21 protein-coding genes are annotated in these 23,562 nt (G+C 63.5%); 16 read left to right on the forward strand and 5 right to left on the reverse strand.

Translation table 11 applies throughout. The features are described from left to right. Nucleotides 1–15: 15 nt before the first annotated feature. Nucleotides 16–846 carry an arylamine N-acetyltransferase family protein gene (locus BCY88_RS23640; RefSeq protein ID WP_120346590.1) on the reverse strand — a complete coding sequence of 277 codons (831 nt, stop codon included), beginning with the start codon at nt 844–846 and terminating at the stop codon, nt 16–18. A gap of 463 nt (nt 847–1,309) precedes the next feature. Here BCY88_RS23640 and BCY88_RS23645 point away from each other — a divergent pair, with 463 nt between their 5' ends. The 6 genes from BCY88_RS23645 (at nt 1,310) to BCY88_RS23670 (ending at nt 9,389) form a co-directional block, all read left to right on the forward strand. Beyond that, nucleotides 1,310–2,821: a carbohydrate porin gene (locus tag BCY88_RS23645; RefSeq protein WP_120346591.1), complete on the forward strand. Its 1,512-nt coding sequence runs from the start codon at nt 1,310–1,312 to the stop codon at nt 2,819–2,821. 112 nt (nt 2,822–2,933) lie between these two features. Continuing rightward, entirely contained in the window at nt 2,934–4,085 is a 1,152-nt protein-coding gene (locus BCY88_RS23650; protein ID WP_120346592.1) for an NHL repeat-containing protein, read from the forward strand. A gap of 88 nt (nt 4,086–4,173) precedes the next feature. Continuing rightward, nucleotides 4,174–5,562: a Dyp-type peroxidase gene (locus BCY88_RS23655; RefSeq protein ID WP_120346593.1), complete on the forward strand. Its 1,389-nt coding sequence runs from the start codon at nt 4,174–4,176 to the stop codon at nt 5,560–5,562. Nucleotides 5,563–5,644: 82 nt separating this feature from the next. Then, nucleotides 5,645–6,676, forward strand: coding sequence for an iron ABC transporter substrate-binding protein (locus BCY88_RS23660; protein WP_120346594.1), 1,032 nt, complete (start codon nt 5,645–5,647; stop codon nt 6,674–6,676). Further along, nucleotides 6,677–8,281: an ABC transporter permease gene (locus tag BCY88_RS23665; protein ID WP_120346595.1), complete on the forward strand. Its 1,605-nt coding sequence runs from the start codon at nt 6,677–6,679 to the stop codon at nt 8,279–8,281. Nucleotides 8,282–8,330: 49 nt separating this feature from the next. After that, complete coding sequence (locus tag BCY88_RS23670) at nt 8,331–9,389, forward strand: ABC transporter ATP-binding protein (RefSeq protein ID WP_120346596.1); 1,059 nt, start codon at nt 8,331–8,333, stop codon at nt 9,387–9,389. 146 nt (nt 9,390–9,535) lie between these two features. Here the strand turns inward: BCY88_RS23670 and BCY88_RS23675 are convergent, their stop codons facing one another. Next, entirely contained in the window at nt 9,536–10,420 is an 885-nt protein-coding gene (locus BCY88_RS23675; RefSeq protein WP_120346597.1) for a LysR substrate-binding domain-containing protein, read from the reverse strand. A gap of 114 nt (nt 10,421–10,534) precedes the next feature. Between BCY88_RS23675 and BCY88_RS23680 the strand changes: the two genes are divergently transcribed. Beyond that, nucleotides 10,535–11,455 carry a DMT family transporter gene (locus BCY88_RS23680; protein ID WP_120346598.1) on the forward strand — a complete coding sequence of 307 codons (921 nt, stop codon included), beginning with the start codon at nt 10,535–10,537 and terminating at the stop codon, nt 11,453–11,455. A 498-nt stretch (nt 11,456–11,953) separates the two neighbouring features. Next, the gene (locus BCY88_RS23685) at nt 11,954–14,092 is read left to right on the forward strand and encodes a TonB-dependent receptor (RefSeq protein WP_120346599.1); all 2,139 of its coding nucleotides are present in this window, start codon (nt 11,954–11,956) and stop codon (nt 14,090–14,092) included. Between the two features lie 78 nt (nt 14,093–14,170). Here BCY88_RS23685 and BCY88_RS23690 read toward each other — a convergent pair whose 3' ends face one another. From BCY88_RS23690 to BCY88_RS23700, 3 genes are all read right to left on the reverse strand, one after another. Further along, nucleotides 14,171–14,422: a Txe/YoeB family addiction module toxin gene (locus BCY88_RS23690; protein WP_120346600.1), complete on the reverse strand. Its 252-nt coding sequence runs from the start codon at nt 14,420–14,422 to the stop codon at nt 14,171–14,173. A 10-nt stretch (nt 14,423–14,432) separates the two neighbouring features. Further along, a complete protein-coding gene (locus BCY88_RS23695) occupies nt 14,433–14,726 on the reverse strand; it encodes a type II toxin-antitoxin system Phd/YefM family antitoxin (protein ID WP_120346601.1) in 294 nt (97 codons plus the stop codon). Nucleotides 14,727–14,991: 265 nt separating this feature from the next. Then, a complete protein-coding gene (locus BCY88_RS23700; protein ID WP_120346602.1) occupies nt 14,992–16,290 on the reverse strand; it encodes an MFS transporter in 1,299 nt (432 codons plus the stop codon). A gap of 200 nt (nt 16,291–16,490) precedes the next feature. On the opposite strand from BCY88_RS23700, the gene BCY88_RS23705 reads away from it, so the two are divergent. From BCY88_RS23705 to mdcH, 8 genes are all read left to right on the forward strand, one after another. Next, entirely contained in the window at nt 16,491–17,264 is a 774-nt protein-coding gene (locus BCY88_RS23705; protein ID WP_120346603.1) for a GntR family transcriptional regulator, read from the forward strand. Nucleotides 17,265–17,272: 8 nt separating this feature from the next. Then, nucleotides 17,273–18,943, forward strand: coding sequence for a malonate decarboxylase subunit alpha (gene mdcA / locus BCY88_RS23710; protein WP_120346604.1), 1,671 nt, complete (start codon nt 17,273–17,275; stop codon nt 18,941–18,943). Between the two features lie 65 nt (nt 18,944–19,008). Continuing rightward, nucleotides 19,009–19,926, forward strand: coding sequence for a triphosphoribosyl-dephospho-CoA synthase (locus tag BCY88_RS23715; protein ID WP_259461496.1), 918 nt, complete (start codon nt 19,009–19,011; stop codon nt 19,924–19,926). Then, the gene (locus tag BCY88_RS23720) at nt 19,914–20,228 is read left to right on the forward strand and encodes a malonate decarboxylase subunit delta (protein WP_120346606.1); all 315 of its coding nucleotides are present in this window, start codon (nt 19,914–19,916) and stop codon (nt 20,226–20,228) included. Before BCY88_RS23715 ends, BCY88_RS23720 begins: the two co-directional genes overlap by 13 nt. Next, on the forward strand, nt 20,225–21,109 hold the full coding sequence (locus BCY88_RS23725; protein WP_120346607.1) for a biotin-independent malonate decarboxylase subunit beta: 885 nt from the start codon (nt 20,225–20,227) through the stop codon (nt 21,107–21,109). The genes BCY88_RS23720 and BCY88_RS23725 overlap by 4 nt, the downstream gene beginning before the upstream one ends. Next, nucleotides 21,106–21,921 carry a biotin-independent malonate decarboxylase subunit gamma gene (gene mdcE, locus BCY88_RS23730; RefSeq protein WP_120346608.1) on the forward strand — a complete coding sequence of 272 codons (816 nt, stop codon included), beginning with the start codon at nt 21,106–21,108 and terminating at the stop codon, nt 21,919–21,921. Before BCY88_RS23725 ends, mdcE begins: the two co-directional genes overlap by 4 nt. After that, nucleotides 21,921–22,613 carry a malonate decarboxylase holo-ACP synthase gene (locus BCY88_RS23735; protein WP_120346609.1) on the forward strand — a complete coding sequence of 231 codons (693 nt, stop codon included), beginning with the start codon at nt 21,921–21,923 and terminating at the stop codon, nt 22,611–22,613. Before mdcE ends, BCY88_RS23735 begins: the two co-directional genes overlap by 1 nt. Beyond that, a complete protein-coding gene (gene mdcH / locus BCY88_RS23740) occupies nt 22,613–23,542 on the forward strand; it encodes a malonate decarboxylase subunit epsilon (protein WP_120346610.1) in 930 nt (309 codons plus the stop codon). The genes BCY88_RS23735 and mdcH overlap by 1 nt, the downstream gene beginning before the upstream one ends. The last annotated feature ends 20 nt before the right edge of the window (nt 23,543–23,562 follow it).

Here is a 23,562-nt window from a genome sequence, read left to right on the forward strand (position 1 = left end):
CGCTACGTTCTTGCCTCAGGCGGAAGCGGAACTCACGCGCCCGAATATCTCTGCAATGTCGATGTCGCCCGTGTTCAGACCGAATTGACCGCGCAGGCAGGCCGCGAGTTCGTCCGCACTCTTCAGCTGCCGCTCGCTGATGACCTGGCCGTCCGCCGCGCGTTCGTTCAGTTGGTCGTTGAGCAACGTCAGGCGCGATTCCGGCAGAACCCGGCAAACGATCAGGTTATTCAGGAACACCGACTCCGGTGCGCTCGAGGTGTACCAGTTCGAGGTCTCGTAGTCGATCCATTCGACCGGCTGCAGGTCGAAACGGTAGACGCGCGCCCAGGATTCGTCGCGAGACTGCACCTCGAGATAGAGCGCGCCGTGCGATGCATCGGCCAGACGAAACGTGCCGAGTTGCGTGGGCTGCGCGCTGCCGGCGATCAGGCGCAGCGGCGCGGTGAGCGTCACGCTGCCGAAGCCGACGTCGGCGATCCATGCTTCGTTCCGGATGTCGACACGCAGGACCATGTGCGTGCGCGGGGGAATCGCGCCGGACTCCCGGCCCCAAAGCACCCGGGCTAGCAGAGGCGTCACGCTGAAGCCCAATTGCATCAGGACATTCGCGAACAGCGCATTCTGTTCGAAGCAGTAGCCACCGCGCTTCTGCGTGATCAACTTCTGTTCGACTGATTCGAGATCGAGTTTTACCGCGCGGTGTGTAAGCGGGTTCAGATTCTCGAAAGGAATTGATCTGGGGTGGAGCTTGTGGAGTTCCTGGAGTACTTCCAACGTCGCCGCACGAGGCCCCTGGTAGCCTATGCGGGTGAAGTAGTTGTCCAGATTCACGGTGTGTGACATCGGTGTCGTCCCGGGATGGTTTGGAGACTGGGCACTTGAAGGCTTTGCGCCATAGCGCGGCATCGGAAGAAGATCATAGCGTCTTTTGTTGTCCGCTCGTCACACTGACCTTCCATGTTTCCGTAGTGGCCCAGTTCCCCCTGCCTGACCCCGGCTGCGAAGCCGGATACCGGCCTCCCCGGCACCGGTTCGGTATGACCGAATCCATACCAATACATTACATATTCATTCTATTTTATTTACACAAAAACAACCTTTAGTAGCAGTCCGTAAAGTTCGGAATTACACCCTAGTAATATTGATGCGAATCGTTCTCATTTGTGTTGACGCACTTATTCCGCATGCGTACGATCTCGCCATCTGCTGCATCTGGCGTCGCGAACCGATGCGGCGACTCGCAGGCACACGGTGACGTCACGCCGCGATGGTTAGATCAGTCGATACAACACAAACAAGGATTTCGATGAAGTTCGCCCAATCAACTGGACCCGCCGACCAGGCGCGTTCGCTTCGCGACGCCGGCGCCGTGCGCCGTTCGCGCTTGCCTTCGATGCGGCGCGCCGCACTGTGCACGGCTTTCGCCTGGGCTTCGTTGACCGCCGGCGTAGCCATGGCCGACGCCAATCCGGATGCCGCGCCGGAAGCGCCGGAAGCCGACCTGAACATCAAGGCGACTCAAACGAATCAATGGACCGGCGTCTGGAATCGCGCGACCTTGCTCGGCGACATCGGCGGCCTGCGCCCGTGGCTCGGCAAATACGGCGTGACGTTCGCGCTCACCGAAACCAGTGAAGTTCTCGACAATCTGCGCGGCGGCCTCGCGCGCGGCGCGGATTACGACGGCCTTACGACCGCGACCTTGCAGATGGATACGCAAAAGGCGTTCGGTTTGCCGGGCGGTCTGTTCAACGTCAGTGCGTTGCAGATCCACGGCGCCAACCTTAGCGCCAACAAGCTGGGCACGCTGAATACGGCGAGCGGTATCGAAGCCGATGACGCTACCCGCCTGTGGGAACTGTGGTATCAGCAGTCGTTCCTGAACAAGCGCGTCGACGTCAAGATCGGTCAGCAAAGTATCGATCAGGAGTTCATCACCAGCTCGAACGCGGCGCTGTTCGTCAACACGATGTTCGGCTGGCCTGCCCTGCCGTCCTACGACATGCCGTCCGGCGGTCCCGCCTATCCGCTGTCCGACCTGGGCGTGCGTGTGCGCGGACAGATCACGCCTTCGTTGACGGGCCTCGTCGGCGTCTTCGACGGCGATCCGCTCGGCAACAATCCGAACAACAAGAGCGGCACCAACTTCAACCTGCATAACGGCGCGTTGTACATCGGCGAGTTGCAGTACGCGATCAATCAGCCGGCCGACGGCGAAATGGTCGGTGCAGGCGGCGGCGGTTTGCCCGGCACCTACAAGCTCGGCGTCTGGTACAACAACGGCAGCTTCGCCGATCAGCGCTTCGACAACACCGGCCTTTCGCTTGCGAACCCGGCGAGCACCGGCGTGGCGCAGAATCATCACGGCGACTACAGCTTCTACGCGGTAGCCGACCAGATGATCTGGCGCCCGGACCCGGACGAGCCGCGCAGCCTCAGCGTGTTCGGGCGAGTCATGGGCGCACCGGGCGACCGCAACCTGGTCAGCCTCTCGGCGAACCTCGGCATCGTGCTGAAAGCGCCATTTGCCGGCCGCGACAACGACAGCGCAGGCATCGCGCTCACCTATATCAAGATCGGCAACCACGCGAATGGTCTCGATCAGGATAACCAGGCATTCAGCGGCGGCCCCTATGGCGTGCGCACCAGCGAAACCACGCTCGAAGCGACCTACCAGTATCAGGTCAACCCGTGGTGGCAATTGCAAGCCGATGCGCAGTACACGTTCAATGCCGGCGCCGGCCAGAATCCGAGCAACCCGGCTCAGCCGCTGCGCAACACGTTTGTCATCGGCCTGCGGACCAACATCACGTTCTGATGCCGTTCGCCATGACTACTTACGCACATCCGCACACCCACGCTAAATCGAATCCCATGTTTTCGATCATGATCGCAATGACCGCTTTGTGCTCAGGCACGGAGGCACACTCGTGAACCATCCCACGCGCAAATTTTCGCCGCGCGCCGCGCGGGCCCTGATCGCTGCAACCGTCAGCGCCGCCGCATTCGTGACGGCCGGCGTGGCGCACGCCGAGCCACAAGGTTTCCTCGAAACCATCAAGCATCACACGACGCTGATCAACACCGTGCCGGACAACGGCGACCAGAATCCGTACGCGGTAGTGGTCGCGCCGGTGACGGCGGGCACCGTCAAGCAGGGTGACGTGCTGGTCGGCAACTTCAATAACTCGACCAATCTGCAAGGCACCGGCAGCACGATCATCAACTATCATCCGGACACCAAACAGATGACGGTGTTCGCGACGGTGCCGCGCGATCTGAAGGAATGTCCGGGCGGCATCGGCCTGTCGACCGCGATGACGATGCTCAAGTCGGGCTATGTGATCGTCGGCAGCACGCCGAGCAATGACGGCACCACCGGCACCAAGGGCGCCGGCTGCCTGATCGTGATCGATCCGAACGGCAAGATTGCGTCGACCATCAACAGCCCGAACATCAACGATCCGTGGGGCAACATGGCGGTCGTCGACAACGGTACGAGCGCAACCTTGTTCGTCAGCAATGCCGGCTTCGGCGTGGGCGGTGCGGACGGCAATCCGCCGGTGTTCAAGCAGGCCACCGTACTGCGTCTGGACCTCGACGTGCCGGCCGGCAAGCCGCCGGTCGTGAAAAAGGAAACCGTGATCGGCAGCGGCTTCGGCGCACAGGCGGACAAGGGCGTGTTCCTCGTCGGTCCGACCGGCCTCGCGCTGTCGAACGATCAGAAACTGTTGTACGTGTCCGACGCGATCGGCAACCGTATCACCGAAATCGACGAACCGATGACGCGCGACACCAGCGCCGGTGTGGGCCGCCAACTGACCGCCGACGGTCTGCTGCATCGCCCGCTCGCCATGGTCACCGCACCGAACGGCCACCTGCTCGTCACCAACGCGCTGAACGGTCAGATCGTCGAGATCGACCCTGCCAGCGGCAAGCAGATTTACGCGCGCTGGATCGACACCGACAAGGCACAATCGCCCCCCGGCAACGGCGACCTGTTCGGTCTCGCCATGACGCCCGAAGGCGACGGCTTCTATTACGTGCAGGACGACGTGAACACGCTGGTTCTGGCGAAGTAAGCCAGCTGGCACATTAAGGACGCAAATCCGGCCGTCGAGCCGGACGCGTTTCCGGCAGCCCCCACGGCCAACTGAAGGTGATGTAACCATGGCAAACGATCAACCCCCGCGGCCCTCACGGCGCGGTTTTCTGAAGGCCGGCAGTGCGGCGGTCGCAGCGGGCGCGAGCCTCGGTGCGAGCGGCGTCGCTCAGGCCGCGCTCGGCAAGACGCCGGCGCATAACGCCGACCCGCAACTGGCGGTCGAACCGTTCTACGCCTTGCATCAAGGCGGCATCGTCACGCCGCAGCAGAGTCACACGTACGTTGCCGCGCTCGATCTCACGACCGAGAAACGCGACGACGTGATCGCGCTGCTGCGCGCATGGACCGACGCCGCCGCACGCCTGACGCAAGGCAACACGGCCGCACCGCTGCCGACCGGCGCCGCGGTTAAAACGGAACTGGTCGACACCAAGGCTGATACGCCGGCCGGCACGAAGGCCGATGCGAAGACCGACGGCACAGCCTACAGCCCGGTCAACAGCAAAGCCGCGCCCGATTCCGGCGACGTGCTCGGCCTCGGCCCATGCGGCCTGACGATCACGTTCGGTTTCGGTCCGGGTCTGTTCACGAAGGACGGCAAGGATCGCTACGGCCTCGCCGCGCGCCGCCCCGCCGCGCTCGTCGATCTGCCGCGCTTCAACGGCGATCAGCTGATCGAGCAGAAGACCGGCGGCGACCTGTTCATTCAGGCCTGCGCGAACGATCAGCAAGTCGCGTTTCATGCGGTCCGGCAATTGGCGCGTCTCGCTTACGGCACCGCGGCGATGCGTTGGGGCCAGGCCGGTTTCCTGTCCGGTCCGCGCGGTCAGACGCCGCGCAATCTGATGGGTTTCAAGGACGGCACCAACAATCCGTCGACCGCGAAGCCGCAGCTGATGAACGAATTCGTCTGGGCCGGCGCCAGCGCCGACGCACCGTGGATGGAAGGCGGCACCTACACCGTGGTGCGGCGCATCCGCATCACGCTCGAACACTGGGACAACACCGAAGTCGACTTCCAGGAGCAGGTGTTCGGCCGTCACAAATACAGCGGCGCGCCGATCGGCAAGAAGAACGAGTTCGATCCGGTGAACCTCAAGGAAGAGGACAAGGACGGCAATCCGGTAATTCCGGAGAACTCGCACGTGCGTTTGTCGAATCAGGCGAGCAACAACGGTGCGCAGATTCTGCGCCGCTCCTATTCGTACAACGACAGCACGAACTTCTACATCGAGCGCTGGCCGCCATGGCGTCAGGAAACCGAGTACGACGCGGGGCTGATTTTCGTGGCTCACCAGAGCGACCCGCGTAGCGGCTTCATTCCGATCAACGACAAGCTCGCGAAGTTCGACATGATGAACCAGTTCACCACGCACGTAGGCAGCGCGGTGTTCGCCGTGCCGCCGGGCGCGAAGCCGGGTTCGTATATCGGCGCGGGGCTGTTCGAGACGTAATGCAAGTCGCAGTAAGCCGCCGGCCGCAAGGCCGGTGGTGCAGCGAAGACCAACAACAACATCACTAACGGATTTTAGGATCATGGCTCATTCCTGGTTTGGCACCCGCCTGCGCCTCGTCAGCAGCGCAGCCGCTCTCACGCTGGCTGCGTTCGTCACCGTGCCGTCGACGGCCCATGCTGCGTCGATCACGCTGTACAACGCGCAGCACGAACAGGTTGTCAATCTGCTCGCCAAAGACTTCGAAAAGCAGTCCGGTATTTCGGTGAAGATCCGCAATGGCGAAGGCCCGGCGATGGCGGCGCAAATCGTCGCGGAAGGCGCAGCGACACCCGCCGACGTGTACTTCACGGAAAACTCGCCTGAACTGATGCTGCTCGAAGAGAAAGGCCTGCTGAACAAGGTGGATGGCCCGACGCTCGCGACCGTGCCGGCCCGCTTCAGTTCGCCGACCGGTGCCTGGGTGGGCGTGACCGCGCGCGAAAACGTGCTGGCCTACAACACGACCAAGCTGCAACCGTCGCAACTGCCGCAGTCGCTGTTCGATCTGGCCAAGCCGGAATGGAAAGGCAAGGTCGGCATTGCACCGAGCGACGGCGATTTCCTGCCGCTCGTGAGCGCCGTGCTCGCGCTGAAGGGTGAAGCGCAAACCGTGCAATGGCTGAAGGGCCTGAAAGCCAACGCGCAGATTTTCGACGACGACGAAGGCGTGGTGGCGGCCGTCAATCGCGGCGGCGTTGCAACCGGTCTGATCAACAACTACTACTGGGCGCGTCTGCACGCTGAAATCGGCGACGCCAAAACCCGCAGCGCGATCTATCACTTCGGCAACGGTGATGCCGGCGCGACGGTGAACGTGTCGGGCGCAGCGGTGCTGAAGTCGGCCCACAATGCGGACGGCGCGCAGAAGTTTCTTGCCTATCTGGTTAGCGAGCGCGCGCAACAGCTGATGGCGAACAGCCACGTCATGTTCGAGTATCCGCTGCGCGCAGGCGTGGCATCGGACCCGATCCTCAAGCCCTTCACTGAACTGAACCCGCCGGCGCTGACCATCCAGCAACTCGGCGACGACAGCCAGGCCGGCAAGCTGCTGCGTCAGGCAGGTTTGCTGTAAATGAGCGATGCAGTGTCAGCCGGCCCTCCGGCTGTAACCCATACCCCGGTGCGCGCCCGTTTGCGCGCGCCGCGCGGTTTGTTCGCGGCAGCAGCACTCAGCGCTTTGCTGGTGTTGCTGCCGATTGCGTTTACCTTCTGGCGCGCGGCGAGCTTCGGTCTCGGCGAGGCGGTCGATCTGATCTTCCGCCCGCTCGTCGGCGAACTGCTGATCAACACGCTGCTGATCACCGTATCGGCCACCCTCGTCTGCGTTGTCGTCGGCACGGCGGCCGCGTGGTTTGTCGAGCGTACGCATTTGCCGGGGCGCCGCGTCTGGGCTGTGCTCACCGCCGCGCCGCTCGCCATGCCGGCCTTCATCTCGAGCTACGCGTGGGTGTCGCTGAGTCAGGATCTGCAGGACTTCAACGGCGCGCTACTGGTGCTGAGCTCCGCGTATTTCCCGCTCGTTTATCTGCCCGTGGCCGCCGCGTTGCGCAGCATGGATCCCGCGCTCGAAGAAAGTGCGCGCGCACTCGGCTGCAACCGCTGGACCACGTTCCTGCGCGTCGTGCTGCCGCAACTGCGTCCGGCGCTGCTCGGCGGCATGCTGCTGGTCGCGTTGGGTGTACTGTCTGAATTCGGCGCGTTTACGCTGCTGCGCTTTCATACCTTCACCACGCAAATCTACGCGGAATTTCGCACCAGTTTCGACGGCGGCGGCGCCTCGCTGCTCGCGTGCCTGCTCATCGTGATCTGCCTGATCGTGCTGGCGTTCGAGTTTCGGGTACGCGGCGCGGCGCGTTATGAACGCGTCGATCGCGGCACACGTCGCGCGGTGTTGCGCTACGACCTCGGCGCATGGCGCTGGATTGTCGTGGCCGGCTTCGCTGCGCTCGCGATCACCACGCTCGGCGTGCCGCTCGGCATGATCGGCTACTGGCTCACGCAACCGGGCGCGGCTGCCGTCACACCGGCCGATGTGTCGCCCGAACTGCTGTTCAACGCGACGATCTCGTCGCTCGGTTTCGGGCTCGCCGCCGCGCTGCTGACCACGCTGCTGGTCGTGCCGCTCGCGTTCCTGCTGGTGCGCTATCCGACCCGTTTCGCGACGCTGTTCGAACGTACCGTGTTTCTGGCGCAAGGCATACCGGGGCTGGTGATCGCGCTGGCGATCGTGTCGCTCGCGGTGCATGCGCTGCAACCGCTTTATCAAAGCGCGACGTTGCTGGTGATCGCCTACGCGATGCTGTTCATGCCGGTGGCGCTGGTGAGTGTGCGCGCCGCCTTCATGCAGGCGCAGCCGCGCCTTGAAGAGACGGCTCGCGCGCTCGGCCTGAGCTGGTCGCAGACGCTGTTCCGGGTGGTGTTGCCGCTGGCGGGTCCGGGGCTCGGCGCGGCCGGGGCGATGGTGTTCATCTCGGTCGTCACCGAATTGAACGCCACCCTGCTGCTCTCCCCGATCGATACGCAAACACTCGCGACCCAGGTCTGGGCCGACACCTCGACAATGGCGTTTGCCGCCGCAGCGCCCTATGCAGCACTGCTTACCGGTATTTCGCTGTTCGCCTCCGGCCTCCTGTTCGCGTTGCTCGGCAAATCGGCATTACTCGGCGAGCGCAGCTGAACGCCACGTACTATCGCGCACAATCGCCCGCTTTTTCCATCGGATTTTCATGAGCGAACTTCGTATCCGCGGACTGCAAAAATCGTTCGACGGCCATCCGGTGCTGCACGGCATCGATCTCTCCGTCGAGCGCGGCACGCTGCTCGCGCTGCTCGGACCGTCCGGCAGCGGCAAGACCACCTTGCTGCGCCTCTTGTGCGGCTTCGAACGCGCGGATGGCGGCAGTGTCGAAATCGACGGCCGCCGCGTGGCCGGCGACAACCTGCACGTGCCTTCCGAGCAGCGCCGCATCGGCTATGTGCCGCAGGAAGGTGCGCTGTTCCCGCATCTTTCGGTGGCGGACAACATCGTGTTCGGCTTGCCGCGCACGCAGCGCCGCGCGCGTCATCGTGTGGCCGAATTGCTGGAACTGGTCGGCTTGCCGGCGAATTTCGCCGAGCGCGCGCCGCAGCAGCTGTCGGGCGGCCAGCAGCAGCGTGTCGCGCTCGCTCGCGCGCTCGCACCGTCGCCGACCCTGGTGATGCTCGATGAACCCTTCTCGTCGCTCGACGCGGCCTTGCGGCTCGAAACGCGCCAGGCGGTAGCCAGTGCTCTCGCCGCGGCTGGCGCGACCGCGGTGCTCGTCACGCACGATCAATCGGAAGCGCTGTCGCTCGGCCATGAGGTCGCGGTGCTATGGAACGGCCGGCTGATCCAGACCGCGACACCGGAGACGCTATACCGCAGGCCGGTCACGCGTGAGCTTGCATCGTTCGTCGGTGAAGCGGTGTTGTTGCCAGGCACGGTCAGGCAGGATCGCGTCGACTGCGAGCTCGGCGATTTACCGCTGTGCGCGCCGATGGGCAACGGCGCGGTCGACGTCATGGTGCGGCCCGAGCAGATCCGTCTGTTGCGCGCGGACGAAACCTTGCCGAATGGCGCTGCGTCTTATGACGCCATAGTGCAGGAAGTGGTCTTTCAGGGACAGGACGCGGGCGTCGCGCTGCAATTGCAGTCCGGCGCGCGCACGGTGGTGCGCGCGCGTGTGCCGGGGTATCTGTCGCCGCGGCCGGGCGAAAACGTGCGGCTTGCCGTGGATGGCGAAGTGACGGCCTATCCGCGGGCTTGAGCGCCGCGCGCGAGTCAGTCGCGCGGTTGAGCCACGCAGACAGTAAGTTGCACGCGTGGGTGCCCCGCGTAAACAACGCCCTTAAGTTGCGCGCCCCAGCGCCGCCGCTCGACAACGCCTTTTAACCTGCGTCCAGCGCAGCATCATCACGCATTCGCCGCGCCGCGCGTTGGCGGGCGCAGCGACAAATCCTGCACCATCTGCGCGGCGAGATAATCGCAGGTCGGCCGGTCCGATTTGGCGCTGCGCGCCACTACGATTTCCAGCGGCGCGATGTTCGGCAAGCCTTGCGCTTCACCGAGTATGGCGAGGCGCGGCGGCACGCTGCAACGCGTGAGCGCGATCACCGAAAGACCGGCATCCACGGTCGCTACCAACCCCATCAGACTTGCGCTGCTGAACGCCGCCCGATAGCGTATCCGCGCGCCATCCAGCGCCGCCAGCGTATGCTGGCGCGCAATACAACCCGGCTCATAGAGCCCGACCGGCAATGGCGACGCCGCCAGCACCGGCGTATCCACCGACGCCCCCACCCACACCATCGGCTCGCTGCGCACGAATTCGCCGCGCAGTTTGCGGTCGCGCGTGACGAAGGCGAGATCGATCTTGTTGTCGGCCAGCATCGGCGCGAGCGAGGTGCTCTGCGCGCAGACGATCTCGATCTCGACGTGCGGATACAGGTTCGAGAAGCGCCGCAGCACCGGCGAGAGCAGCGACGATACGTAATCGTCCGGTGCGCCCAGCACCACACGCCCGGTCACCTCGGGCCGCACGATCGCCGACCACGCTTCCTCGTGCAATGCCAGCACACGCCGCGCGTATTCGAGCAGCGTATTGCCGGGCCGCGTGAGTGAGAGGTTGCGCGTGTTGCGGGCGAACAGCGTGGTGCCGAGCATGGTTTCGAGCCGCTTGATCTGCATGCTGACCGCCGCCTGCGAGCGGTGCACGGTCGTCGAAGCCTTCGTGAAACTGCCCGTTTCCACCACCGCGACGAAGGTCCGCAGTAAATCGACGTCGAATTCGGGGTGCATGATTTATCAATCCAGCTTATGGAATTTCTCAATTTAATTCGTTTGTCGACATGTGACAAGCCACGCAATACTGCTGACTCCACCTGAGATGACCCACTTCCGGAGCGGCTTCGCATGTCCCTCACCCAACGTCAACAAGGCGCCATTACGCTGGCCAGCGGCGGGCTTCTGATGGGCACGCTCGGCATCTTCGTCGAGGAAGCGCGGCTCGGCGCACTGACGCTGGTGTTCTTTCGCTGCCTGTTCGGTTTCCTCTCGCTCGCCGCGTATTGCGCGTGGAAGGGCTTCTTTACGCGCGCGAATTTCACACGGCGCACAGTTGCGCTCGCGCTGATCTCCGGCGTTCTGATGGTCACGCAATGGGTCGGTTTCTTCGACGCGATTCATCGCACCAGCATTGCGGTTGCGACCGTGGTATTTCATGTGCAGCCGTTCTGGGTCGTGCTGATGGGCGCGGCGCTGTTCAACGAGCGCCTTGGCGTGGACCGGCTCGGCTGGATCGCAACCGCGTTCGTCGGGCTTGTTCTGGCCTCGGGCGTGGCGGCTACCGAGAATCTGCAGGGGCATACGAGCTATCTGATCGGCATCGGGGAGGCACTGGCGGGATCGGTGCTGTACGCAAGCGTCACGTTGATCGCCAAAGGGCTCGGCAATTTACGGCCGCATCTGCTGACGCTCGCACAGTGCGCGGTCGGCGTGGTGTGCCTGCCGTTCATTGCGCCGCTTACTGCCGTGCATATCGGACCGATGCAGTGGTTCTGGCTGATCGGTATGGGCGTGCTGCATACGGGGCTCTCGTATGTGCTGATCTACGGCGCACTGCCGAAGCTGACCACGCCCATCATCGCCGTGCTGCTGTTCGTCTATCCGCTCACGGCGATCGTGGTCGATGCCGTGGTGTACGGGAGGGCGCTCTCGCTGCCGCAACTCGCCGGCATGGCCCTGATCGTGATCGCCAGCCTCGGGGTGAATCTCGGCTGGCCGCTGCTGTCGATGTTGCGTCCCGGCGGACACGCGCGGCATCACGCTGACTGACGATTGGGCGGCCGGAGCCAGGTGACAGACACCTTCGGCCTCCGCTCGCTGCTCGCCGCCCCTTGGCGCACGTCACTGCACGGCGTCAGCTTTCATTTCATCGAAAATAACCCTGCAAAATCCCCGCATTTTCCATTCATTTCGCACAATCGAGAATAGTTCTCGTTTATAATTTCCGAATATTACAAGCCGGACATTGATCCGGCTTCTGCTGCACCTCCCGTTCCCACATCGACATGCCATTCCGAGGCAGCCGATGTCACGTCTGCGCATCCCGCGCACTGACGCACGGCGCCCCGGCCGTTTCAATTTCCGGATTCATTGGACAGCAACAGGGGAACTCATCACTTCGTCTCGCCTGACCGACCACACGACTTCTGTCACGTCGTGCGCACCAGCTTGCGCCTTCTTTGTGCCCGCCTGGCGCTTTTGCATGACCGCTTTTGCTGCACCCCAAAACCAATAACACCCATCGATCCACACTCAAAGAACGTTGCCATGAACGTCAAAAAGAATACTTACCGCGCCTTGCTGCTCGCTACTTCTCTCGCCAGCGCCAAACCTTTGCTGGCGCAGCAGGCTACGCCCGCCGCCGGCGCGGCCGACAACACGCTGCCCGCCATCGCGGTCCAGGCCGCGGCCGACCGCTCTTACGACTCCAGCACTTCGAACACCGCGACGAAGATGAACATGTCGCTGATGGACGTGCCGCAAACGGTCAATGTCGTGCCACGCGCGTTGCTGGAGGAACAGAACGCGAGCTCGCTGCAGGATGCATTGCGCAATGTGCCGGGCATCGGTTTTTCGGTCGGCGACGGTCAGCGCGACCAGATCACCTTGCGCGGCTTCAACAACATCACCGATCAGTACGTCGACGGCATTCGCGACGACGCGCTCTACTATCGCGATCTGTCGAACGTCGAACGGGTCGACGTCCTGAAGGGGCCTGCAGCCGTGCTCTATGGACGCGGCTCGGCCGGTGGCCTGATCAACCGCGTGCTGAAGAAGCCGACGGCGAATCCACAGCAGGCCGTGGGCGTGACGCTCGGCACCGAAGGCGAACGGCGCGGCGAATTCGATCTCGGCTGGAATGCGAACGACGCCGCGCGTTTTCGCATTACGGGCGCCGCCGAAAACTCGAACAGCTTTCGCGACCAGTTCCAGCTGAATCGCCAGGCCGTGGCGCCATCCGCGCAGTTCCGCATCGATAAGGACACCATCCTGAATATCGAAGCCGATTATCTGCACGACCGCCGCACCTCGGATCAGGGCCTGCCCGCCTATCTCGGCCGCCCGGTCAACGTGCCGATCAACACGTATTACGGTTCGGCCAACGCCGCGAGCACCTCCTATAACGACGTGGATGCGAAAAGCGCGACCGTGTCGCTCGATCACCGCTTCAACGATTCGCTGTCGTTGCACACGGCCGTACGCGCGTACGATTTCTCGCTCGAACGCAAAAACTACGTCACGTATGAGCCGATCAAGACAGCGCTGAACCCGGTCGTCACACTCGATCAAAGCACCCGCTTTCGCCAGGATCATGGCGTGGACGGTCTCTTCGAGTTGACGCAGAAGACCACGCTGTTCGGTATGAAGCACGAACTGCTGTACGGCGTCGAACTCTCGCAGCAGCAGAAATTCGACACCATCTACTCGACCAACAAGGTCGCCACCTACAACCTGTACGATCCGCAGCTCATCAATTTGCCGGGTGTGAAGCCGGGCACGGCGGCCAAAACGAATGCGTCGACCGTGCTGGGACTTGCCGGCGTCTACACGCAGGACCTGATCTCGCTCACCGAGCACTGGAAGATCCTGGCAGGCCTGCGCTTCGACTATCTGACGCAAACCCGCAACGACTACACCTCGGCGCACGTGAATCTGGATCGCACGGATCGCGCGTGGAGTCCGCGTGTCGGTCTGATTTACGAACCGCTCGACTGGGTGTCGCTGTACGCCTCATATAGCCAGTCGTTCTCGCCGCTCGCCGATACGCTGATCAGCAGCGGCGCGTTTGCGAACGGTTCGGCGCTGGCGCCGCAAAAGACCACGAGCTTCGAAGTCGGCTCGAAGTTCGACCTGGGCCGCGCAAGCGCGAGCATCGCGCTGTTCGACATGAAGCAGACCAACCAGCAGATCGCCGATCCGTCCAACCCGACTTATGCGCTGCCGATCGGCACGCAACACGTGCGCGGACTGGAACTGTCCACGACGGGTGAGATCGCGCCAAAGTGGTCGGTGTACGCGGGCTATGCTTATCTGAACGGGAACGTCGACGGCTCGCCGCAAGCGAGTTCAGCCGGGCTGGTGCTGCACAACAATACGCCGGGCCTGATGCCGCGTCATAGCGCAAGCGTGTGGATCAAGCGCGACCTGAAGTACGGCTTCTACGCGGCCGGCGGCGCGCAGTTCCAGTCGGCGCGCTATACATCGGCGAGCGATGCGGTGACGCTGCCCTCTTTCGTCACGTTCGATCTCGGCGCGGGGTATCACGGCAAGAACGTGGATGTGGCGTTGACGCTGGACAATCTGTTCGACCGCAAGTACTTCATCGCGGCGCACGGTAACGCGGATATGTACAACATGCCAGGCGCGCCGCGCACGCTAACGGTGTCGGCAAGGTGGCATATGTGATTGATATGGAGCGTGGCGCGCGTTGCATACTTTGATGCGCTAAACAAAAAAACCGGGCAACATGCCCGGTTTTTTGCTTTAGTCGTCGTAGTGGAAACGGCAAGCGATCACATAGATCTTTCCGTCTCTCGGCAGATAGACCAATCGATCGGTGTGAGTGATACGTCGTGACCAGAAACCGCTTAAGCTGCCCACCAGCGCCTCTGGTTTTCCGGTACCGCGATAGGGATCGCGCCGACACTCCTCCAGCAACACATTGATCTTGCGCAAGACCTTTCGATCGGCATCTTGCCAGTACAGATAATCGCCCCACGCCTCGTCCGTGAACATAAAAATGCTGTCAGCCTTTGCGGCCTCCTCGTTGCGGCTTTTCTGTTTGTTCATCGGTCAGCAGGTCGCGCGAAGTCGCCCCACCGGCATTCAACTGGGCGATGGACCTGGCAAGCCGCTGGGCGTTCTTCGATGAACTCAACAGATACAAGGTTTCTTGCATCGCATTGAAATCCTCGAGCGAAACCATGACCACATTTTCTCCGCTCTGCCGGGTTATCAGCATAGGCGTGTGATCGCGGCAGACGTCGTCCATCGCTTGCTTAAAGCCGGCGCGTGCCTCGCTGTAAGTAAGGACGTTCATTCGTTTTCTCGATCTGAGAGGTTTCCCTCCAGTCGCTCCTGTCAAAAAGTTAGAGACGCTTCCACCGCAAAACGGAATATTCGTATCCTGAGGGCCGCCCAATACGGTGGCGGTTCAGAGCAACAAAGCCAAACTGAACCACCACAATCATTGTACAGAGCGCTGTACATATCAGCAAACCGAAACTGCGTAGGAAAACGTCGTCTAACCAATAGGAAGCATGCCCGTCAGCACCCCTGCCCGCCACTCAGCCAATCGGCCAATCTCACTGCGGCAACACCTCGCCTTTCGTCTCCGGCGCAAACGGAATCACAAACAAGCCGGCAATAAACGCCAGCGCAGTGAGCGCCACCGGCACGCCGAGCGTATGCATATGCAGCACGGCCGCACCGAGCAGGAAGTTGACGCCCGCCCCGACAAACCGTCCGAATGACGTGCAGAACGCGAAAGCGGTGGCCCGTACGCGGGTCTCGAACTGTTCCGGCAGCCACAAGCTGAACAGCGCAAAATTGCCGCCGAAGAAACCCAGCACGAAGAGCCAGGCTATAAACGGCGCGAGCCCATTCGGCAGATAGAACGCCCAGCCGAAACTGCCGGCAATCGCCACGGCCATGCCGATGAAGTAAACCGCCAGGGTCTTCTTGCGCCCAATCCGCTCGGCCAGCGGCGGCAACGCGAGACAGCCGAGAATCGTCGCGATCGACAGCAGGCCGGTTGCCAGCGACGCCGTCCGGATCGCATCGTTCTTCGTCATGCCGGCTTTCGTCGCCAGTTGAATCACTGCCGATGGTTCGTACACCGCACCCGCCCACAACCCGACAATTGCAATGGTCAGCAGAATGCATGCAACCCATGTGCGGCGCCGATACGCTGGTCCGAGGATTTCGCGCAGCGGTTTGGCGCGCTCGGTGCGCTCCTCCGCCTTTTGCCACTTCTCCGACTCCTTCACGCGCAGCAGCACCAGAATCGCGACCACAACCGGCACCGCGCCGGTCAGGAACATCGCGCGCCAGCCGAAATGCACGCCGATCGTGTAGTTGAGCGCGGCCGCCAGAAAGAACCCGGCGTAGTAGCCCGTTTGCAGATACCCCGCGCCCATCTTGCGGCGATCTTCCGGCCATGCCTCAGCCACATACGTCCCCGCCAGCGCCCACTCGCCGCCAATGCCCACTCCGGCAATGAAACGATAGATGGCGAGTTCCCAGACGTTGTGCGAAGTCGCGGCCAGTCCGGTGAAAATGGCAAACGTGAAAATGGTGCCCGCCAGCACCTTGGTGCGGCCAAAGCGGTCCGCCAACGGCCCCCAGATGAACGACAGCCCCCAGCCGACCAGAAACAGCGCGAACAGAATCGAACCGGCGAGGCCGACATTCGCCGGCGTCGCGGCATACCCCGAGCGCGGCAACAGTTCGGTCAATGCCGGCGTCAGCACGAGCGCGTAGATGAACGAGTCCATCCCGTCGAGCGTCCAGCCGGCCCATGCTCCCCAAAACCCTGCGATCTGCGAACGATTGAGCGGCGTGCGGCGCCGCGCGACCGACGTACGGTCGGTTAGTGAACTCATCTTGCTCCTCCGGCCCTGCGGTTGACGTGCGTGTCTGAGATAAGGGGAACGACGGGTTGGCGCCTGTTAGTCACTCGATGCACTTCGTATAACGTTGAGAGATACAACGCCCGGCGGGCATCGCATGCCGCCGGTGGTCAAAAACTTTCCGGGTTTGCCCGTCTGTAAGTGGCGCATTTTCATATATAATATTTGATATCATGAACGACGCAATAGATGGTTTTCCCCTGGACGCCCCGGCGCGCAGCCCGCTTCTACCCGTGGCGGCACCACGCGAGAGCATGTCCCACGTGATCGCGGAGGCGCTGCGCGCGGCAATTGTCGACGGCACCCTGGCGCCTGGTGCGCCGCTGCGGCAGGATGCGATCGCCCGGCATTTCTCGGTGAGCGCAATTCCCGTGCGCGAGGCCTTGCGCCTGCTCGAAACCGAGGGCTGGGCGAGAGCAGCCGTGCACAAAGGCGCGACCGTGGCGCCCTTGTCGGCGGATGAAGCGCGTGAAATCTACGAGATCCGCTCCGCGCTGGAAAGCCTCGCCATCGGCCTCGCAATTCCCAATCACACCGCCGCCACGCTGCGCGAATCCGCCAGTCTGTGCCGCGCCGCCGAGCGCGAACCGGACCCGTCGCTGTACGTCGCGCGCAATGTGGCCTTCCATATGAGCCTGTACGCACCCGCCGCCCGGCCGCAACTCGAGGACATGATCGGCGCGCTGCACCGGCGCGGCGAACGGTATCTGCGCCTGAAGTTCGGCTTGCCGTCGTACAAGGGCGAGTCGGACAATGAACACGCTGCCTTGCTCGACGCGGTGCAACGCCGTGATATTCCTGCCGCGCAGTCTCTCGTTGTCGCGCATCTGCTCGGCACCGGCGACCTGCTCCACCGTTTCCTGACCGAACGCGCGCAGGCGGAAGCCGCGCTTGCGAACCAACCCAAGCCGCGCGTGAGACGCACGCGCACCACCACCGGGAGTTGAATCCGCCGATGAACCGCCCCGCCGAAGCCGCTGAAGCGTCCGCCACCGTGCATTCCTGGACCACCCGCCGCGACGAAAAGAACCGTCGCCTCGCGGCCATTGCACCGTGGCTGAAAGACGGCATCCTGCCGACCAACCGCATCATCGATGCACTCGAAACCCTGATTCAACCGGGCGACCGCGTCGCACTCGAAGGCGACAACCAGAAACAGGCCGACTTCCTGTCCCGTTCGCTGGCCAAGGTCGATCCGCAAAAGATCCACGACGTGCATCTGCTGATTTCGAGCATCAGTCGTCCTGAACATCTGACACTGTTCGAGCGCGGCATCGCGCACAAGGTCGATTTCTCGTTTGCCGGGCCGCAGAGTTTGCGGGTCGCGCAGTTGCTCGAAGACGGTCAGCTGGAAATCGGTGCGATCTACACGTACGTCGAGTTGTACGCACGGATGTTCGTCGATCTCACGCCGCATGTCGCGCTGCTGTGCGCGGACAAGGCGGACCGTCACGGCAATCTGTACACCGGCCCGAATACCGAAGACACGCCAACTATTGCCGAAGCTGCCGCATTCCGGCATGGCATCGTGATCGTGCAGGTCAATGAGATCGTCGATGAATTGCCGCGTGTCGACATCCCGGGTTCGTGGGTCGACGTGGTCGTTCAAGCCGATAGGCCCTTCGCCGTCGAGCCGCTGTTCACGCGCGATCCACGCCATATCGGCGATTTGCAGGTGCTCACCGCGATGATGGTGATTCGCGGCATCTACGAGCCGTACGGCGTGAGCTCGCTGAATCACGGCATCGGCTTCGACACCGCGGCGATCGAATTGCTGCTGCCCACCTATGGCGAATCGCTCGGTCTGAAAGGCAAAATCTGCCGCAACTGGACGCTTAATCCGCACCCCACCATGATCCCCGCTATCGAATCGGGCTGGGTCGACAGCATCCATTGCTTCGGCAGTGAAGTGGGCATGGAGGCGTATATCGAAGCACGCCCTGACGTATTTTTCACGGGCAACGACGGCAGCCTGCGCTCGAACCGTGTGCTGTGCCAACTGGCCGGTCAATACGGCGTCGATCTCTTTATCGGTTCGACCTTGCAGATCGACGCGGACGCGAATTCGTCGACGGTCACGCGCGGGCGTCTTGCCGGTTTCGGCGGAGCGCCGAACATGGGCCACGATCCGCGCGGCCGGCGTCATTCGAGCGAAGCCTGGCTCAAGCTGCTGAAGAACCAGGGGCCCGTCTCGCGTGGGCAAAAGCTGGTCGTGCAGATGGCCGAGACGTACAAGAAAGGCGGCGAGCCCACCTTCGTCGATGAACTTGACGCGGTCGCCGTCGGCGCGAAAAACGGCATGCCGGTTGCACCGGTCATGATCTATGGCGACGACGTAAGCCACGTCGTCACGGAAGAAGGCATCGCGCATCTGCACAAGGCCGAAGGAATCGACGAGCGGCGTGCGGCCTTGGCAGCGGTAGCCGGCGTGACGCCGATCGGACTGCGCGCGAGGCCGGAGAAAACAGCCGAGTTGCGCCGGCGCGGCATCGTCGCGTATCCCGAGGACCTCGGCATTCGTCGCGGCGAGGCAAAACGCTCGCTGCTGGCGGCACGCAGCATCGACGATCTGGTGACGTGGTCGGGCGGCCTGTACGCGCCGCCGGCCCGCTTCAGGAGCTGGTAACAATGGCGCCCGCTGCTTTGCTCGAACGCGAGGCCGACGCCATGCCCGCGGTGCAGGCCGAACTCATGCGCCGCACTGCCGTTTCGCCTGCGCGCGAGGCGAACACGCTCAGGGTATGCACTGCGCTATCCGATGCTCAACTTGCACACCATGCCGTCACCGCGCTGATCGAAGAAGCGCAACTGACGCCGAAACCCGCGCTGGTCGACCGGCGCGGCAGCGGCGCGCATCGCGACCTCGATCTCGCCACCATGCTGCGCTCGGCACGCACGCTCGAGCCGACCTTCGCGGCGCTGGCACGCGCAGCGCGCCACCGTCGTGAACCCTCCGCGCTTTTGCGCGCCGAACTCGCGCAAATCGGCCGCGCCGGCGAGCAGGACATGCTGCATGCCACTGGCGGCAGCAACGCGCATCGCGGCGCGATCTGGATCGTCGGCTTGCTGGTGGCCGGCGCTTCGATGACCGGCAACACCACGCGTTTGAACGCGGCGCACGTCTCTACGCTCGCCGCGCGGATTGCCTGCTTTCCGGATCGCTTCGCCGCGCCTTCCGATAGTCACGGCGAACGCGCCCGGCAACGCTATCAGGTGGGCGGCGCACGCCGTGAGGCACAAGACGGTTTCCCACACGTCGTCGATATCGGTTTGCCCGCGTTGCGCGCGGCGCGAACCAACGGCGTCGACGAAAACGCCGCGCGTATCGACGCCCTGCTCTCGATCATGGCTTCACTCGACGACACCTGTCTGCTGCATCGCGCGGGTTTGCCTGGTTTGCACGCAGCACAACACGGCGCGCGCCGTGTGCTAAAGGCGGGCGGGAGTTCAACGCCGGGCGGTCAAACCGCCCTCGCCGCACTCGAACACGCGCTGCTCTCGCTCAACGCATCGCCTGGCGGCGCAGCGGATCTGCTCGCCGCCACCCTCTTTCTCGACATGCTGGCGCATCATGACGCCGATGGGAGCTCAGCCTCATGGAACATCTGACCTTCGACTATCCGGCGCAACGCGCCGTCACGACTCGCGCGCATGTGGGCGTAGTCGGTTCGGGCGATCTGGAAGTACTGCTGTCGCCTGCTGAAACCAGCGCGGCCCTGAGCGCGCACGTGGTCGTGCGCACCAGCGTCGACGGTTACGGCCACATCTGGAAGAGCGTGCTCGATCGCTTTTTCAGCCGTTACGACGGCGCCGCGCAGATCGAAATCAACGACTTCGGCGCGACTCCCGGCGTCGTGGCGTTGCGGCTCGCGGAAGCCATCGAAGCAGCCGAACAGGGAGACGACGCATGAGCACGCTCGCCTCCACCCGTCCCGCGCCCATGCTGCGTGACAGCTTTATCGAACTGCCCGCGCGCGAACGCGCCCGCGCGCTGCTCGACGCGGGCACGTTCCGCGAACTGCTCGGACCGTTCGACAAGATCGAATCGCCGTGGCTGCCGCTGCAAGGTGTCGTCTGCCAGGCGGATGACGGCTGCGTGATCGCACGCGGCACTATCGACGGCGAACCGGCCGTGGTCGCCGCGATCGAGTCCGCGTTCCAGGGAGGCAGCATCGGCGAGGTCTCGGGCAGCAAGATCGCCGCCGCGCTCGACATGGCCTTACGCGACTGCGAACGCGGCAAGATCGTCCGGCCGGTCGTGCTGTTCGAAACCGGCGGCGTGCGGCTCCAGGAAGCCAACCTCGGCCTCGCGGTGATCGCCGAAATTCAGGCCGCGATCGTCGCATTGCGCCGGCATGTGCCGGTAGTCGGCGTGATTGCGGGCATGGTCGGCTGCTTTGGCGGCATGTCGCTGGCCGCGGCCTTGTGCTCTTACCTGATCGTGACGAAGCAGGGGCGGCTCGGCATGAACGGCCCTGAAGTGATCGAACAGGAAGCCGGTATCGAAGAACTCGACTCGAGCGACCGGCGCCGCGTGTGGCAATTGATCGGCGGCGAACAACGGGCGCAGACCGCGCTCGCCGACCAACTGGTCGACGACGATACGGATGCGGTGCACGCCGCCGTGCGTTCAGCATTCATTCAAGGACTGCCAACTGCACATCGCAGCGAACAGGTCGACACGTTCCTCACGCGCCTCGCGCAGATCGACCCGGCCAGCGTGACGCCTGAAACGATGCGTGATGTGTATAACCCACATGCGCAAAACAACGCGCGCAAGGAGCACGCATGAGCGATACCACCCTCAGCCGCGGCGCGCGCTGGTTCCATGCGCTAGCCGGCGAACTGTCCGGCGAGGCGCCCGTATGGAGCGGCGATGCGTCGCTCGGCGGCGAGACCGCGCGCTTCATTGCGGTGGTTCCCGATCCCGACAACCGCTTTCCCCGCGCGACCGACAACGTCGTCGGTCTCGAGCAAGGCTGGCAACTCGCGCGCGCGGTACGCGAGGCCATCACGCAGGACGAGGCGAGCGCCACGCGCCGCCCGATCGTCGCGATCGTCGACGTCAAAAGCCAGGCATATGGCTACCGCGAAGAGATGCTCGGCATTCACCTCGCCTGCGCAGCCGCCGTCGATGCTTATGCATCGGCGCGCGACGCCGGGCATCCGGTGATCGCGCTGATCGTCGGACCCGCCATGTCGGGCGCATTCCTCGCGCACGGCTATCAGGCCAACCGGATCGTCGCACTCGACGCGCCCGGCACGATGGTTCACGCCATGGGCAAGGAAGCAGCCGCCCGGGTCACGCGGCGTACCGTGGAAGCACTCGACGCGCTCGGCGAGACCATTGTGCCGATGTCGTACTCGATGACGTCGTTTGCCAAACTCGGCCTGCTCGATCAGTTGATCGGCGACGTCGACGCCGATGCGCCGGATGCCGAGCAAATCGAGCGCGTGCGTCAGGTGCTGATCGAACAGATTCGCAGCGCGCGCGCCGGCAGCCGCGATCTATCGCATCGTCTCGAATCGGCCGCGGCACAAAAGAATCGCGCAGCCTCGATTGAAGTACGGCGGCGTCTCGCCGAACAATGGGACGCCGTGTAATGCAGGTCTGCGCAACGCCGCCTTTCGCCAGCACTCATGCGTTGTCGTGCGATGAGCGTTGGCGGCCGCACGATCTGCTGCGCCTGAACCGTTTGCGGCAGTTTGACGGTGAACCGCCATGGGTTCGCGAATCTTTCGAGCGCGCGCCGTATGCGGTCGTACGACGCGCGCTGGCCGCTGACGGTTTCGTGGCGATCGGCTTACGCGGCGCGGAGCGGTCGCAGCGCTACGGCACGTGGGCGCATCTGGACGATATCGAAAGCGCCGTGCCGCCAGAAGCATTGGCGCTGCGCAGCCCTCGTGCGGGGCGCAATGCGTTGCCTGCTTTCATGGCCCTTGCCACGTTACAGCGCGACATGGCCTGCGCATTGACTGGATTCGTCTGGGGACCGACAGGCAGCGCAGGCTTCGAACTGGCCGCTCAGGCGCCCACCGTCACGCTCTCGAGCGATCTCGATCTGCTGATCCGCGTGCCGGAAAAACTCTCGCAGCATGCGGCCATTCAGCTGCTGAATCATTTGCAAGCCATCGCACAACACGCCTGCATTCGCGTGGACGCGCAACTGGAAACGCCCGCGGGCGGCATTGCGCTCGCCGAATGGGCGGCAAACAAAGCACGCGTGATGGCACGCCATGCGCGCGGTCCGCAACTCGTTACCGATCCGTGGGCGCCCGCTCGCGCCGATGCCTGATGCTCGCCCTTCTGTTTCCCGGCCAGGGTGCGCAATCGGACGGATTCCTGCACCGTTTGCCGCAACATCACGCTGTCGCCGGCACACTCGACGAAGCGTCCCAAGTGCTTGGCATCGACGTACTCACACTCGACACGCCAGACGCGCTGCGCTCGACCGTCGCCGTGCAGATCGGCTTGACCGTCGCCGGTGTGGCGATCACGCGCGCACTGGCCGACGAACAGCTCACGCCGGAGATCAGCGCGGGTTTGTCAGTGGGTGCCTATACCGCAGCGGTGAGTTGCGGCGCGATTCGTTTTGACGACGCGTTACGGATGGTGCGAAAGCGCGCCGAATTGATGGAGACGGCGTACCCGTCGGGCTACGGTCTCGCAGCCGTGTCGGGTCTGACGGAACACCAACTGGAAACACTCGCCGCACAGCACGCGGATGCGGGCCATGAGCGGGTCTATGTCGGCAATGTCAACGCGCCGCGTCAGATCGTCATGGCTGGAGCGAACAACGCGCTGGACGCGTTCATCGAACGCGCTCTGGCCGCAGGCGCGCGCAAAGCCGTCCGTCTTGCAGTGAGCGTACCGTCACATTGCGAACTGCTCGCGCATGCCACGGACGAGCTGCTTGCATACGCACAGCACGTCCCTTTCCACACGCCGCACAGCACCTATGTCGGCAATCGCGGCGGCCGCCCGCTGTACACGGCCGAGGCCATTCGCGACGATCTCGCGACCAATATGCGCCACACCGTACGCTGGTTCGATGCGCTCACCGTCATCCAGGAAATGGGCGCCCGTGTGCTGATCGAAGCGCCGCCGGGCCAAGTGTTGACCGACATCACACGCGAAAATTTTCCGGATACCACCGCGCTTGCCGCGAGCAGCTTTTCGTTCGACAAACTGGTCGCGACCGCGCGCCGGCGCCTCACGCAGTGACGGGCGTCAGGACGCAGCCT

This window comes from Paraburkholderia fungorum (assembly GCF_003610895.1).
Lineage (GTDB): Bacteria > Pseudomonadota > Gammaproteobacteria > Burkholderiales > Burkholderiaceae > Paraburkholderia > Paraburkholderia fungorum_B.